Origin of the sequence: Vibrio sp. ED004 (assembly GCF_023206395.1) — a bacterium.
GTDB lineage: Bacteria > Pseudomonadota > Gammaproteobacteria > Enterobacterales > Vibrionaceae > Vibrio.
The window spans coordinates 2,938,722-2,952,391 of record NZ_CP066149.1 but is presented as its reverse complement, the minus strand read 5'-3'; the positions used below and the strand labels follow the sequence as shown (position 1 = coordinate 2,952,391).

Sequence of the window (13,670 nt, the reverse complement as noted above, 5' to 3'; positions counted from 1 at the left end):
GGCTGAGTAGTCAGCCGGTAACAAAATCCAAATCGAGTCCTGTTCCGAATGTTGACTCGACAACAAAAAGAGAATGAATTATGTCTAAATATCAAGAAGCTAAACGCATTGTTCGCGAATACTTTGATGCAATGGAAAACGCAACTCACGAGAACGTTGCTGAAGTTTTAAAAGCACACACTTCTGAAGACTACTTGTGGCGCGGCGTTTACCCATTCCGTGAGCAAGAAGGCGCTCAAGCTGCGGCTGACGTTTTCTGGGCTCCAATGATGAAATCAATGACACGCATGCAGCGTCGTCAAGACATCTTCATCGGCGGTAACAACGAAGTTAACCCAGATGAGATTTGGGTAATGAGCATGGGTCACTTCATGGGTCTGTTCGACGCTGAATACCTAGGCATGCGCCCTACAGGTAAAATCATGAACGTTCGCTACGCAGAATTTAACTGTGTTGTTGATGGCAAAATCACAAAGACTGGCCTGTTCCTAGATCTACTAGGCATGATGGACCAAGCGGGTTGCTACCCACTGCCACCATCAACTGGTAAACACTTCGTATACCCTGGTCCACGTAACCACGATGGTCTGTTGTTTGAAGATGCAGATCCAGAAGAAGGCGTTGCAACACTAGCGCTTGTAAACAAAATGGTTGATGACCTTTCAGCTCTTAACGACAGCGGCGCGATGGGTTGCCCACCAGAAGTGCTAGCGAAGAGCTGGTCAAAAGACATGATTTGGTACGGCCCATGTGGTATCGGCGCGTCTTACACCATTCCTCGCTACCAACAACAGCACCAACTTCCTTTCCGTAACAACCTGAAAGATAAGAAGTTCAACGGCCACGTTTGTCGTTTCGCTGAAGGTAACTTCTCTTGTTTCTTCGGTTGGCCAAACCTATCAAACACACCAACAGGTGGCTTCCTAGGTATGACTGGCGGCGAAGTACGCGCAAACATGCAAGTGGTTGACGTTTACTACCGTGACGGCGACAAGCTATCTGAAAACTGGGTTCTTATCGACCTTCCTTACTGGCTGCAACAGCAAGGTCTAGACGTTTTCGAACGTACTTCAACCATCATGAACCCAACGCTATAACTGTGTCCTATTGTCTATCTAGTCCATACCTACACTAGATAAACATGACTGCCGAGGGCTCCTTCTCGCCCTCGGCAACTTGCTCCACCCAAGATAACCAACTTGTGCCTAACGGATGGGCACACCCTGCCAAACCATTACCTATATAACGGGCTTGAAAGCACGGCGGCTTTCTACGGCCTGAATAAAGAGAATAACAATGAAAAAGTCGATTCTTTCAGCAGTGATCCTGATAGCACTTACTTCGGGTTCTGCTTTTGCTGCACACACTTTTACCAATGACGCAGGCGACAGCCTGACTCTAGATGGCCGTTTTGACGTTCGTTACCAAGACAAAGGTGGCGACCATAACGGCGAATGGAACAGTGGTAGTTCTCGTTTCGGTCTTAAAGGTCAAATGGGACTAGATAACGACTGGACTGGCTTTGGTCATGCCGAATGGGGTTACAACTCAGGTGCTAACGGCGACAATATTTATGACCGACTTCTATACGCTGGCGTAGAGCACGAAAAATACGGCAAGATTGCTGCGGGTACTAAGCAATGGTCGACCTTCTACGATGTGGCTTGGTTTACCGATATGGGTCGTGTGTTTGGTTCACGTGGCTCTGGCTACTACAACCTATCTGACTGGGGTATTGCTTCTGGTACAGGCCGTGCTGAGAACTCAATCACTTACCGCAACAACATCAGCGACAACTGGAAATACGGCTTCACGTACCAAACCACTCGTGAAGATGTTGTCCTAGCTGACGGTTTAACCGCGACGCTGAAAAACGGTATGGGTGCGTCAACGCTTTACACTGTGATGGATGGCTTAACAATTGGTTTAGCTTACCACCAGAATGAGTTTGATGATGTTGATGCCGGCGTGCAAAACATTAAAGATGGCGATACCCAGCGCATCGGTTTATTAGGTGTAAACTACACCAATGATGGCCTATTTGTTGGTTTCACCTACAGCCAGGGCTCAAACTGGGAAACCACCAGCCAAGCTGAATTCTACGACCACCGTGGTGCTGAATTCTTCACGTACTACCACTTTGAAAACGGTCTGCGTCCAACCTTTAACGTTAACTACTTAACAGATACAGACGACAACGCTAATGGCTACGAGCGTCAGCTGATTATCCCTGGTCTTGAGTACCACTTTAAGAAAAACAAGTTCTTAGTGTGGACGGAATACCAATTCGACAACGGCAACGACAAGTCAGTGGGTAACCGCTACGAAAACAGCGATGACCAATTCGCGGCGGGTATTCGTTACTACTTCTAATGGCTGAATAAGGCGTTAGATAAGTAAGACGTATTGAACAACACTGTCCAACTAAAGCTCTACAATCTGCTGATGCATGTACGTAGAGCTTTCTTTTGGGTCATACCCAAGGTAATACCCAACAACCTCAATTAGCCCTTATCTTTCATAACATTCTCATGCATTGCTTTTTTGAATACGTACCTATCTATGATACTCTGTAGGTCGTTAAATTGGCTTAAAAGCATGGTCTATGAACTCACCAAAACACTCCACGGCGTCAAAGCCAACCGTTACCTCAAAAGATGTCGCTAAGCTCGCTGGCGTTTCTCAATCTACCGTTTCTCGTGTATTTGTTCCGGGCAGTTCGGTATCTGAAAAGACCAAGCAGAAAGTATTTGAAGCCGCGAAAGCACTCAACTATCGCCCTAATGCCTTTGCTCGAAGCCTAACCACCAACGAGTCTAAATTGATTGGCTTGGTCTTCCCTGATGCTGACTACCCAATTCACATGAAAACCCTGCAGCTTATCTCTACTGAGTTACAAAAACAGGGCTATTCTGCGGTGCTTATTCCGTGGCAAGTCGATGGTAATGACAACCACTCGATTCCTAACATCTTCCAGTATCGAGTTGATGGTGTGATTGCCGCTTCTGCAACCTTCAATAAGTCACTTTATGAAGAGTGTGAAGAGTTCGACATCCCAATTGTTCAGTATGCTCGCGTGGTTGAAGGTACTAAGAGTAGTCATGTGGTGAGCGATAACTATGCGGCAGGCCAAGTTGCTGCTCAGCATTTGCATAGCGTTGGAACAAAGTCAGCGGTTTATCTAACAGGTAACGTACCGACTTACACCAATGGCGAACGTGAAGCGGGCTTTTGTTCAGAGTTCGAAGACCTAACTGGCAAGCAAGCTCGTGTCATTGAAGCGGATTATGACTACCTTGATTCACTGGACACGATTCGCGCGATGTTTTCCGAGCCGACACAGCCGCAAGCGATTTTCTGCGCGACAGATAACCTAGCAATGGCGGTCATGGATGTAGCGCGCTTAGAGTTCAATCTGCGTATTCCTGAAGATCTGCAAGTGATTGGTTTTGATGATATTCCACAGACTCAGTGGTTAAACTACCAACTCACCACCTTTAAGCAAGATTTCAGACGCCTTGCCCGCGAGTCAGTGAAAATTGTCGTTAGCCAAATTCAAGAGCAAGACACCAGCTTGGTTAAGTTGATGGTGCCAGTGAAGTTCATAGAGCGAAAAACAACGCTAAAATAGAGCTAAATTTAAGACGCATTCCAATAAAAATCCCGCTCACACAGAGCGGGATTTTTTTTATTATGTTTAACTAATTCCCCACACCACCGGTTTTCTCGGCCGGAGATTCAGGAGTGACCGGCGGCCACTCTTCGAAGGTCGCTAAGTGTTGCTGAATAGCAGCTTGAGCAGGGCCAAATGCCCACATCTTCTGCCCCATCCATTTCAAGTACATACCCGACTCTTCAGCTGCTCGCTCGTAAGGATCACGACGCAGGTTGAACAGTAGTGGTGCGTTAAGTTCTTCTTTCGGGCCACTCCAACCGTGATTCTGAACCACGAAATGTGCTTTCCAATCTCCGACTCGAACGGCTTGTAGCTTGTCTCGTTCGTAGTAGTAAATCTCTTTACGATTCGACTCGCCTTTTTCCGTCAACATATCGACTTGGTTGTAACCATCGAGATGTGCTTTAAAACCATCGTGACCTTTCAACATTTTCTCTTTCAGATCTGTTGGGCCACCCGCCGCTGCAATCAGTGTTGGTAACCAATCCATACCGTCAAAGATGCCATTGCCGACACTGCCAGCTGGGATTTTGCCCGGCCAACTCACCAATGCAGGAGCACGAACACCACCTTCCCATGTTGTGCCTTTTTCGCCATGGAACGGTGTCATACCGCCATCTGGCCATGTCATGATTTCAGGGCCATTATCGGCCGTAAAAATGATGATGGTGTTATCTGCAATGCCGAGCTCTTCCATTTTGGCAAGCATCTCACCAACGTGATCATCGAGATCTTTCATCACCACTTCTTGCAGTCCCCACCCGTTCTGGCCAAGCATGGCTTCGTACTCTTCAGAAAGATGCGTCCAAACGTGACCTCGTGATGGGCAATACCAAGTAAAGAATGGCTTCTCCGCTTCAACCGCCCTTTCGATGAAGTTGATAGCGTGTTTATTGACTTCATCATCCAGTGTACGCATACGCTCAATCGACAGCGCACCATCATCCTCAATGGATTGTCCGCCCTTACCATCCGCTCTTGAATAGATCACGTTACGAGGTGCAAAGGCATCTAACGATCCATCTTTTGGCCAATCAGGGTCTTCGGTGTATTCCATCGCATTCAAGTGATACAACCAACCCCAATACTCATCAAAACCGTGCATTGTCGGTAGGAATTCATCTCGGTCACCTAAATGATTTTTACCAAACTGCCCCGTCACATAGCCCATGCTCTTGAGCATTTCTGGAAGCGTTGGGGTATCCGCACTCAAACCCACAGGGCCACCCGGTAATCCAACAGAGTGCATGCCCGTTCGTACTGGTAATTGCCCAGTTAAGAAGGCGGAACGACCCGCAGTACACGATGGTTGAGCGTAGTAATCGGTGAGTAACATGCCCTTCTCGGCAATACTGTCGATATTCGGTGTTTCACTGCTCATCACGCCATTGTGATAGGCACTCAGGTTTGAGATCCCCACATCATCAGTGAAGATAACAAAGATATTTGGCTGCTCTTGAGCTGACCATGCTGATAGCGAAAAGCTACTCAACACACTCAGGATAAGAAGATGGAAAATCCTTTTCATAGAATGTCCTTATACTGTTTCAGATTGCTCGTTATGAATCATTTTTAAACCGACTAAACCAAAGCCCAGTTCCAAGATCAGATAGACGAAAAGTAGCCAATGCGGCATACCATCCACCACCAAACTGATGACTCGTCCGGCAGCTAAACCCAACATGAAAACCACCAAACTATAGAGCGCTGGCAGCCGATACTTTTTGAACAGTGCGCCAAACACCCAAAACAACGCCAGAGCCAAATAAAGCCCCATTACTGCACGAAAGATATGAGTCACATTGATAGGGCTCGCGTCGATCCCAAAAAGGTAATCAAGAGAGACAACTGGCGCATAGCCGTAAGACAACGCAATGGGTGTTAGTCCCACAACTGCAACTAACAGGAAAATACTTTGTGGCTTCATACCCTTACTCTCAAAATTTGGCTCTTTAAAAAAAACATAGTCTACAATCAGGGATATACAAGTTGCATATAATCAAAGTAACTCAAAGATCTAATCATTCATTAAGGCGCTTTTTCACATCGAATATAGGGATATCAATATGGCTAAGTGGCATTACCTAATCGCACCAATGTTAGTTGTCAGTTCAACCGTTATTGCTCAAGAAGCAAGCTCAGAAACGAGCATGAAAAAATGGCAGCACAGCATTGAGATCTATGCTCAAGCTCTGAATATTCGTGGTGATACCACCATTGGAAATCTATCTAGCGATGTGGATGTAGACCCAGCATTCATCATGGATAATTTAGATATGGGCGCGATGCTTCGCCTTGAAGGCATTTATGACAATCAATGGGGTTACTACCTTGATTACAGCTTTATGGATCTCAGTGCTAAGTCCAACTCGGTCATAGGCAATGCGGGGCTCCTCAATGGTAAACTTGAGATTAGGCAAGGCGTGTTAGAGGCAAAAGGTTTCAAACGTTACCAATACGATATTGGTAATATTGATTACATGGTCGGATTACGTTGGTGGGACAACGATATTGATTCGAAGCTCTATACAAGCAACGGAACAACTTTGAACTCAAGGTCTTTGGAAGAAGATTGGATTGATTATCTTATCGGCGTTCGTTGGACCAAAGCACTCCACAAAAATTGGACCGTACACACCAGCCTAGACGTCGGGCTTGGCAGCGATACCAACTTCACCAGTTCATTACTTACCGGGGTTCGCTATCAAATCAACGACTGGTCAGATTTAAATATCGCGTACAAATCCACTTGGGTTGATTACGAAAACAAAGGCACTTATGAATACGATACAGCGACACAAGGTTTCTTAGTGGGCTGGGCTGCTCACTTTTAATCCAACCTTAGCGGGTGATTGATGAACCTCTCCCGCTAGATTTCGCATTAGGCGTTTAATACTTATTAAAATGTTGCCTCCACATGATCTAAGTTCCGGCGATAACTCAATCGCTGGAACTCACTCCAACGAATGTGAACCACTCCATTAAAAAATAAAAACACCTATAAATCAAACACAAAGACTCACCAACGTATCAGTCACAGATCTAAAAAAATATCTTTTTTGAACTAGAGAACCAATCTTCAAGTTTTGATTAATTTAATCTTTATTGAATATCTCACACATCATTTGAACAGTGTTTTTTATTTTTAAAATGTCGCTAGAATCCTCTCCCGAAATTTACAAACTTCGGGAAATAATATGAAAAAACTACACTTAGCAGCACTGACTTCTTTGGTGGCGATGGCAGCCACTTCGGCATTCGCGTCAAATGAGATGTATGTATTAGGTGGTGTCGCGATAGACAACAATGACATTGGTGGCGAATTCACATTCGGTAGTCAGATTGTACAAAGTAACTGGTATATTGAATCATCACTGCTCTTAATAAACGCCAATGACAAATACGGCTATACCAATAACCCAGCAATCACAGTCGAGCAAGATTTAGATTCCTTACTTGTTTCAGTAGCACCTATGTACAAACACAACATCAACAATAATTTTGCTATTTACGGCAAGCTAGGGGCTTACCATATAAAGTCAGAAATAAAATCAACATACGGAGACGGAAGAAGCAGTAAGAGCTCTACAGTTAACTTCGGCGCAACTTACGGGATTGGCGCAGAGTACAAGTCTCAAACGCCAATATTCGGTCACTCTCTATTCCTAGCTCGTGTTGGATATGATTGGTATGAGTTCCGTAGTGGTGACGCTTGGCATAACAGAGATTCAACCTTCGGTATCCAAGCTGGCTTTACCTTTTAAGCGTTATAAAACCATTAAGATAAATAAGCCTTGTGCTAAACAAGGCTTATTTAACGACACACTCTTTCTTCATGATCGTTAGACCAGCATCGAGAGTTTGCGCCCATGCTTGTTCAACTTGATCATTATAGTGTGGGTCGTATTTCTTGACGGTATTCAGTAAGGAGTGAAACCACTCGTTGAGCTCTTGTTCAGAAATGTCCATCCCGAGATCTTTGTGTTGCTTACCAAGCCTTTTTACGGAGCTCCGCACACTGGGTAAACCAGAAGAGTTATAAATCAGGATGATTGAGGCTTTGAGCATCTTAGTTTGTTGCTCTAACCCTATGTTTTCAAAACGCTCTGAAAACCTAGGATTATGCTCACAGAAATCAGCCAAGAATGTTTCTAGGAATTCCTGGTCGATTCTGCAACGCTCAAAGCTCTCATAAAACAGTTCGTTTGGTGTCATCTAGCCAATCCTTTGCAATGGTTCGTTCACCCTGAACAACCGAGATGACTTAATTATACGCCACTGTGGCATAAAATGAACTATGCCTTAAACCGAACTGAGGCATAAAACAAACTGAGGAATAAGGATAACTAAGGCATAAAGTGAGTTGCACAGATCTTGTTTCCATCAGGATCTCGCAAGTAAGCCATGTAAAGTCGACGCTCGTCAGAGCCTCTCGCTCCCGGACCATTTTCAATGCTCGTGCCGCCATTTTCTACACCAACACGATGCCATTCATCCACTAGCTCAGGAGAAGATGCTAAGAAGCCGATCGTCATACCATTACCGTGCGTTGCAGGCTGACCATCTATCGGTTTGGTTAAACCTAATACACCGGTTTGGCTCACGTAAATACAGCGACCTTTAGGGTCGACAGAACCTTCGCTGTAGCCGAGCACCTTCATGATTGGGTCATAGAAAGACTTCGCGCGTTCAATATCTTCGGCTCCAAGAAAAACATGGCTGAACATAACTAACCTCTTCTTATAGTGAAAGAACATCCTAAACTAGACCCTTAGTTCCGGTTTGTCTAGAGGCGCCTCTACTACAACTGCTGCTTCATCCATTGAGCAAAAACCTGGAACTTGGTGCGTTGTTCCATCCCTTTCGGGCACACCAAATCATAACCCTTACCAGATTCAATACTCATCAATGGAGCCACTAACAGCCCCTGCTCTATTTGCGGTTTCATAAACTCTAAACGCCCTAATGCGACGCCCATCGACAATATTGCAGCATCCATTGCTAGGCGGTTATCACTGTAGTAGTCGCACATTAGCGTGCAATCGACATCACTTTGCTTTTCAGCTAGCCAACGTTGCCAAGAGGTGACATCTCCACTATGAATAAATTGCACACCCGCTAATTGTTGCGAGCCCTTCTCAAGGTTAAACCTCTTGGCATATTCAGGACTACACACCGGTGTTCTAACCCCGGAAAAAAGCCGCTCACTGTAATGATTGGGGTAGTGACCCTCGCTGTAAAAAATCGCCACGTCATAAGGTTCAAATTGGAAATCAGATTGGTTCTGTTTGGTTTGCAGTTTCAGGCTTAAGCTTGGGTAGAGTTTTCTAAACTCAGGCAGTCGTGGCATCAACCAAGAAGATGCAAAATAAGGAGAGGTTGCGATATAAAGCTCACCACTCAGCTCACCCGTTTGAATATCCATCAGCTCTGAGAATATCGATTCAAAAGAGACATTAAGCATAGATAGAACTCTTTGCCCTTCCGGTGTGAGTTCCAGCTTGCGAGTTTTGCGCACGAATAAGCTGAATTTCAGCTGTTGCTCCAACTTTTTAATACGATGACTGACGCCACCCTGAGTTAAAAACAGCTCATCAGCAGCTACAGTAAAACTCAAATGTTTGGCAGCGACACTGAATGTGTGCAGCAATGACAGCGTTTGTTGTCTGTTCTCAAACAACCCCATGGATTACCTCTACTAATTCATCTGCAGCCAATACTGGTTTGCCGGCTTAGTTACTCATCATATAGATTAAACCACGTAATCTACAAATCTGATGGTGAAGAACATGAAACAAGAACAGAAATTGAAAGTCGTCGTGATTGGTGGTGGTTCAAGTTACACCCCAGAGTTAGTTGAAGGCTTGTTAAAAAGTCATCACGAACTGCCTATCTCGGATCTTTGGTTAGTTGATATCGAAGCTGGACTAGAAAAAGCACAGGTGATTGCAGATCTAACTGAGCGCATGATCAATAAAGCCAACTGTCAAATCAAAGTGCATCTCACCACTGACCGAAAATTAGCTTTGAAAGACGCGGATTTCGTCTGTTCGCAATTTAGGGCGGGTCGAATGGAAGCAAGATTACGTGACGAGAGGATTGCTCTGAAGTATCGCATGATAGGACAAGAGACCAACGGTTTAGGTGGTTTTTCGAACGCCTGTCGCACTATCCCCATTGCATTAGAAATCGCAAAAGAGATGGAAACACTGTGCCCTAATGCATGGCTACTTAACTTTACCAACCCATCAGGCATGGTCACTGAAGCGTTGGTTAAGCACTCAACCATCAAAACTGTCGGCTTGTGTAATGTCCCAGTGAACATGGAGCGCGGCGCAGCCAAAATGCTTGGTGCGAAACGTGAAGATATGACGATGCAAATTGCGGGCTTAAACCACTTAGTATGGGCTCGTAAAGTGCTTCACGAAGGCCAAGATAAACTTGGCGAGCTGATCGAAGAGCTTATTGTGGGAAATGACCAAATGATGCCGAAAAACATCCCACCTTTCGAGTGGGACGGTGAGTTGATTCGCTCACTCAACATCGTTCCGTGTGCTTACCTACGTTACTACTACCAGTCACGAGATATTCTAGACAAAGAGTTTGCAGCTTCAGAGAGCAAAACTAACCGTGCCGACTTAGTCGCTGAAGTTGAACAACAGCTGCTTGAGATCTATCAAGATCCGAAGCTAGACACCAAACCTCAATTGTTAGAAGAGCGTGGTGGCGCATACTACTCTGAAGCAGCCTGTGAGTTGATGAGCAGTATCTACAACAACAAACGTTCTATCATGCATGTAAACACCCGCAATAACGGCGCGATTCAAGGCTTGCCGAATGATTGTGCGGTCGAAGTGAGTTCCGTGATCACCAGTAGCGCAATCTTGCCACTGAACGTCGAGCCTTTTGACAGTGATACGCTACGCTTGATCCAACAAATGAAAGAGTTCGAAACCTTAACAGTGAAAGCGGCCATGACCGGAGATATTGCGTTAGCCAAGCGCGCTCTGATTCTAAACCCTATTGTCGATTCAGGCTCACACATCGATGAGGCTTTACTAGAAACGATTCGTGAGAACTTAGACTTCATGCCTGCATTTGCTCACCGACTCGCTCAAAGTGAGCAATAACCCAGCCCATATTAGCTCAGTTTACGCTGGGCTAATTTAAGTCGCTTAGCCCAACATAGCCAAAAGAATCTAACCATGAAACTGATACTCAACGCCGATGATTTCGGCCTCACAGAAAGCGTGAACCTTGGCATCATCGACTGCTTTAAAGCGGGTATGGTCAAATCCACCACCATTATGATGAACCAACCAGGCACACAACATGCCATCGAACTGTATCACCAAGGTATGGTTCCTGAAGTGGGGCTGCATTTTACAGTCACAGCGGGTAAACCCATAAGCTCACCAGAACTCATACCCAGCCTCGTCGATCATCAAGGGTACTTTTTAGATAAAACAACCCTACTCAACAAAGCAGATGTTGTCGAAGAAGAGGTGGTACTTGAGCTTAATGCACAATACCAAGCTGCACTTGATGCCGGTTTAAAAATCAATCATATCGATAGCCATCACTTCGGAGGCGTCTTTCAACCTCTTAAAGCTGCATTTACTCGGACCGCCAATGATATCGGCCTGCCCGTGAGACGAATCGACAATATTGTGAACGGGCAAGATTCACTTTTAGTGCCAACGCCAGATGCGTTTGATATGCGATTTTTTGATGACGGGGTTTCACTAACCGGCTTGCAAGATTTGTTGTTGAGCCACCAAGCCATGATGCCTAACGGCACGGTCGAGTTGATGTGCCATCCCGCGCTTTTTGCCAGTGACGAACTGAGATCACTCTCGAGCTATCTCACTAAGCGAGTGGAAGAACACGCCTTATTGACGAACCCGGCCTTACGACAGTGGCTCTCTGACAATGGTATTGAATGTATTGGATTCGATCAGCTTTGAGCTAAGGTTTTAACCTAGCTTAATCAACAATGCGCTGAGCACCCTGCCCTTGGTCATGCAGGATGTCTTCAGGATTTAATAGATGGCACTTCTGCATGCTCAAACAGCCGCATCCGATACAGCCTGTAAGGTTCTCTTGTAGTGAGCGAATTTGCGCCATCTTACTGTCGAGTTGTCCTTGCCATTTCTTCGCCACTCGCTCCCAATCACGCTTGGTTGCGGTGTGGTTCATCGGCAAACTAGACAGCTCTTCAGTGATCTCTTCAAGCGTAAACCCTATTGACTGGGCGACTTGAATCAAAGCGATTCGACGCAGCATCGCAGATTGATAACGGCGCTGATTACCATTGGTTCGAATAGAAGCAATTAACCCTTTGGTTTCGTAAAAACGCAGCGCTGAAGGTGCCACACCACTGCGCTCCGAGAGTTGGCCAATCGTTAAATACACGATGTTTTTCATGTTGTTTACTTTCCCTGAATGTATTGCTGATAGATTCAAATCCATTCTGGATTATAGCTAAAGTTAACCTTAAGTTTAGCCATATTGACTAAATTACGTTCACAACACGCAAACATCTTTACCTGACACAAAAAACAGCCGTCAAATGATGGCTGATTTAGCTTAGTGTGAAATATAAATCTTATATTCAGACCTTCTTCATGATCATTTTAAGATTGTCGATCATCTCTAGGTTGGTCATCTCCCCCGTCTCCATATCGAAGTTATCGTAGAAGCTCGGCACTGACATCGAACCTTTCACGTCAGCATCGAAGTAAGGCGCAGAATTAACCGCAGAAGACAACACCGAGGTCGCACCGCCCGGGCCCGGAGAGGTAGCTAGCATGACCACAGGTTTGCCTTGGTACACTTTCATATCAATGCGCGATGCCCAATCAAATACGTTTTTAAAGGCCGCGGTGTATGAGCCATTGTATTCCGCAAAGGAGATGACTACCGCGTCTGACTCTCCAATCTTCTCAAAGAAGCGTTGAGCGTGTTGATGAACACCTGAATCTTGCTCTCTTTTCTCGCTGTAAATTGGCATCTCGAAATCATTAAGGTCGAGCACCTCGACTTGCGCGCCTTCGACTAAACCTGCGGTGTACGCTGCAAGTTGTTGATTAATTGATGTTGTACTGTTGGTCGCGCCAATCGCTAATACTTTCATTATTTATCCTCAAATTTGATTAGAAACATTTCTTTAAAAGTGAAAAAGGTACGTTGAGTGTGAGCCCAAAGTAGGTTTGTAGGGCTGCAAAGTAAGACGCCTCGTCCTCTAATAACCACTCTTCGGTAATGCCATTTTTTGTCACCTTGATGGTTTGGTTGAGTAGCGTGACAATCCCATCGTCAATAGGCAGCGCCGCAATACAGTTCGATGTAAAAATCGATTTCGGGCTGTTAGAGGTAAAGAAGTTGCTCGACTCTAAATCGTTCGCACACACGTGAGTCATGTCTAGGCTGTATACCTTCATCCACTCTTCGCCCTGCTTGATTTGCAGTAGCAAGCCGTATAGCTCGTCTTCTACGAAGCGGAAGGTTTGTAAGTCATTAGATTGTTCAAGACCGGCTTCTAGCAGCAATGGAGCACGTGGTGTAAAAGTGCCAAAACCCGCATCCACCAACCACTGCTTGTCATCGATGGTCACCATGGTCACTCGATGGCTGCGCCCTGTCGGCTCGCCTGCTAGGTGAACACGGCCAAGCAGGCTTCTCGCTTCAAAGCCCAAGTGCGTCAGCACGTTCAACAACTGTCCATTTAACTCTTGGCAGTAACCACCTCGCTGATTCACCACCAGCTTTTCATGCAGTGCCTCTGCTGAAAGCTGAATCGGTAAGCCCTGAACCACATCAAAGTTTTCAAACGGGATATTTCTGTGTTGATGTTGATGAATCGCATTTAGGCTTTCGATTGCGGTGTCACTTGGCTGAGATAAGCCGATTCTTGAAAAATACTCGGTGATCTGACGCTGTTCCATACCTAACCCCTGATTCGTTTTCATCACCTAATGACTGACGTCTTCCA

The 13,670-nt window shown here is 45.5% G+C and carries 15 protein-coding genes; 7 read left to right on the top strand and 8 right to left on the bottom strand.

The annotated features are described in order from the left end of the window. Nucleotides 1-80: 80 nt before the first annotated feature. The 3 genes from ITG10_RS13295 (at nucleotide 81) to ITG10_RS13285 (ending at nucleotide 3,631) form a co-directional block, all read left to right on the top strand. Nucleotides 81-1,097 (top strand): nuclear transport factor 2 family protein, encoded by a 1,017-nt coding sequence (locus tag ITG10_RS13295; RefSeq protein WP_017629761.1) that lies wholly within the window; start codon nucleotides 81-83, stop codon nucleotides 1,095-1,097. Nucleotides 1,098-1,296: 199 nt separating this feature from the next. After that, nucleotides 1,297-2,373, top strand: coding sequence for a porin (locus tag ITG10_RS13290; protein ID WP_017629760.1), 1,077 nt, complete (start codon nucleotides 1,297-1,299; stop codon nucleotides 2,371-2,373). Nucleotides 2,374-2,605: 232 nt separating this feature from the next. Next, complete coding sequence (locus ITG10_RS13285) at nucleotides 2,606-3,631, top strand: LacI family DNA-binding transcriptional regulator (protein WP_248386438.1); 1,026 nt, start codon at nucleotides 2,606-2,608, stop codon at nucleotides 3,629-3,631. Nucleotides 3,632-3,701: 70 nt separating this feature from the next. On the opposite strand, the gene ITG10_RS13280 is transcribed toward ITG10_RS13285, so the two are convergent. Both ITG10_RS13280 and ITG10_RS13275 read right to left on the bottom strand, forming a co-directional pair. Continuing rightward, nucleotides 3,702-5,204 (bottom strand): arylsulfatase, encoded by a 1,503-nt coding sequence (locus ITG10_RS13280; RefSeq protein WP_017631180.1) that lies wholly within the window; start codon nucleotides 5,202-5,204, stop codon nucleotides 3,702-3,704. 9 nt (nucleotides 5,205-5,213) lie between these two features. Further along, nucleotides 5,214-5,603 (bottom strand): DUF4345 domain-containing protein, encoded by a 390-nt coding sequence (locus ITG10_RS13275; RefSeq protein WP_017631181.1) that lies wholly within the window; start codon nucleotides 5,601-5,603, stop codon nucleotides 5,214-5,216. 139 nt (nucleotides 5,604-5,742) lie between these two features. Here ITG10_RS13275 and ITG10_RS13270 point away from each other — a divergent pair, with 139 nt between their 5' ends. Together ITG10_RS13270 and ITG10_RS13265 are read left to right on the top strand one after the other, a co-directional pair. Then, on the top strand, nucleotides 5,743-6,510 hold the full coding sequence (locus tag ITG10_RS13270; RefSeq protein WP_017631182.1) for a hypothetical protein: 768 nt from the start codon (nucleotides 5,743-5,745) through the stop codon (nucleotides 6,508-6,510). 363 nt (nucleotides 6,511-6,873) lie between these two features. Further along, nucleotides 6,874-7,440: an outer membrane beta-barrel protein gene (locus ITG10_RS13265; RefSeq protein ID WP_017631183.1), complete on the top strand. Its 567-nt coding sequence runs from the start codon at nucleotides 6,874-6,876 to the stop codon at nucleotides 7,438-7,440. A 46-nt stretch (nucleotides 7,441-7,486) separates the two neighbouring features. Here ITG10_RS13265 and ITG10_RS13260 read toward each other — a convergent pair whose 3' ends face one another. From ITG10_RS13260 to ITG10_RS13250, 3 genes are all read right to left on the bottom strand, one after another. Continuing rightward, the gene (locus tag ITG10_RS13260; RefSeq protein WP_017631184.1) at nucleotides 7,487-7,891 is read right to left on the bottom strand and encodes a globin; all 405 of its coding nucleotides are present in this window, start codon (nucleotides 7,889-7,891) and stop codon (nucleotides 7,487-7,489) included. A gap of 131 nt (nucleotides 7,892-8,022) precedes the next feature. Continuing rightward, nucleotides 8,023-8,403, bottom strand: coding sequence for a VOC family protein (locus tag ITG10_RS13255; protein ID WP_248386437.1), 381 nt, complete (start codon nucleotides 8,401-8,403; stop codon nucleotides 8,023-8,025). Between the two features lie 74 nt (nucleotides 8,404-8,477). After that, entirely contained in the window at nucleotides 8,478-9,362 is an 885-nt protein-coding gene (locus ITG10_RS13250) for a LysR substrate-binding domain-containing protein (RefSeq protein WP_017632603.1), read from the bottom strand. A 103-nt stretch (nucleotides 9,363-9,465) separates the two neighbouring features. Here ITG10_RS13250 and ITG10_RS13245 point away from each other — a divergent pair, with 103 nt between their 5' ends. Then, entirely contained in the window at nucleotides 9,466-10,806 is a 1,341-nt protein-coding gene (locus ITG10_RS13245; RefSeq protein ID WP_248386436.1) for a 6-phospho-beta-glucosidase, read from the top strand. A 75-nt stretch (nucleotides 10,807-10,881) separates the two neighbouring features. After that, nucleotides 10,882-11,643, top strand: coding sequence for a carbohydrate deacetylase (locus ITG10_RS13240; protein WP_017631001.1), 762 nt, complete (start codon nucleotides 10,882-10,884; stop codon nucleotides 11,641-11,643). Nucleotides 11,644-11,662: 19 nt separating this feature from the next. Here ITG10_RS13240 and soxR read toward each other — a convergent pair whose 3' ends face one another. The 3 genes from soxR to ITG10_RS13225 all read right to left on the bottom strand — a co-directional run bounded on the left by soxR (nucleotide 11,663) and on the right by ITG10_RS13225 (nucleotide 13,623). Continuing rightward, nucleotides 11,663-12,103: a redox-sensitive transcriptional activator SoxR gene (gene soxR / locus ITG10_RS13235; RefSeq protein WP_008220909.1), complete on the bottom strand. Its 441-nt coding sequence runs from the start codon at nucleotides 12,101-12,103 to the stop codon at nucleotides 11,663-11,665. Between the two features lie 187 nt (nucleotides 12,104-12,290). Then, on the bottom strand, nucleotides 12,291-12,812 hold the full coding sequence (locus ITG10_RS13230) for an NAD(P)H-dependent oxidoreductase (protein ID WP_017631002.1): 522 nt from the start codon (nucleotides 12,810-12,812) through the stop codon (nucleotides 12,291-12,293). Between the two features lie 19 nt (nucleotides 12,813-12,831). Beyond that, nucleotides 12,832-13,623 carry an arylamine N-acetyltransferase gene (locus tag ITG10_RS13225; RefSeq protein ID WP_017631003.1) on the bottom strand — a complete coding sequence of 264 codons (792 nt, stop codon included), beginning with the start codon at nucleotides 13,621-13,623 and terminating at the stop codon, nucleotides 12,832-12,834. Between the last annotated feature and the right edge of the window lie 47 nt (nucleotides 13,624-13,670).

Bases quoted from the DNA above. Each gene is read 5' to 3' on its own strand.
- ITG10_RS13295 (WP_017629761.1), top strand. From the start codon at position 81: ATGTCTAAATATCAAGAAGCTAAACGCATTGTTCGCGAATACTTTGAT.
- ITG10_RS13290 (WP_017629760.1), top strand. From the start codon at position 1,297: ATGAAAAAGTCGATTCTTTCAGCAGTGATCCTGATAGCACTTACTTCG.
- ITG10_RS13285 (WP_248386438.1), top strand. From the start codon at position 2,606: ATGAACTCACCAAAACACTCCACGGCGTCAAAGCCAACCGTTACCTCA.
- ITG10_RS13280 (WP_017631180.1), bottom strand. From the start codon at position 5,204: ATGAAAAGGATTTTCCATCTTCTTATCCTGAGTGTGTTGAGTAGCTTT.
- ITG10_RS13275 (WP_017631181.1), bottom strand. From the start codon at position 5,603: ATGAAGCCACAAAGTATTTTCCTGTTAGTTGCAGTTGTGGGACTAACA.
- ITG10_RS13270 (WP_017631182.1), top strand. From the start codon at position 5,743: ATGGCTAAGTGGCATTACCTAATCGCACCAATGTTAGTTGTCAGTTCA.
- ITG10_RS13265 (WP_017631183.1), top strand. From the start codon at position 6,874: ATGAAAAAACTACACTTAGCAGCACTGACTTCTTTGGTGGCGATGGCA.
- ITG10_RS13260 (WP_017631184.1), bottom strand. From the start codon at position 7,891: ATGACACCAAACGAACTGTTTTATGAGAGCTTTGAGCGTTGCAGAATC.
- ITG10_RS13255 (WP_248386437.1), bottom strand. From the start codon at position 8,403: ATGTTCAGCCATGTTTTTCTTGGAGCCGAAGATATTGAACGCGCGAAG.
- ITG10_RS13250 (WP_017632603.1), bottom strand. From the start codon at position 9,362: ATGGGGTTGTTTGAGAACAGACAACAAACGCTGTCATTGCTGCACACA.
- ITG10_RS13245 (WP_248386436.1), top strand. From the start codon at position 9,466: ATGAAACAAGAACAGAAATTGAAAGTCGTCGTGATTGGTGGTGGTTCA.
- ITG10_RS13240 (WP_017631001.1), top strand. From the start codon at position 10,882: ATGAAACTGATACTCAACGCCGATGATTTCGGCCTCACAGAAAGCGTG.
- soxR (WP_008220909.1), bottom strand. From the start codon at position 12,103: ATGAAAAACATCGTGTATTTAACGATTGGCCAACTCTCGGAGCGCAGT.
- ITG10_RS13230 (WP_017631002.1), bottom strand. From the start codon at position 12,812: ATGAAAGTATTAGCGATTGGCGCGACCAACAGTACAACATCAATTAAT.
- ITG10_RS13225 (WP_017631003.1), bottom strand. From the start codon at position 13,623: ATGGAACAGCGTCAGATCACCGAGTATTTTTCAAGAATCGGCTTATCT.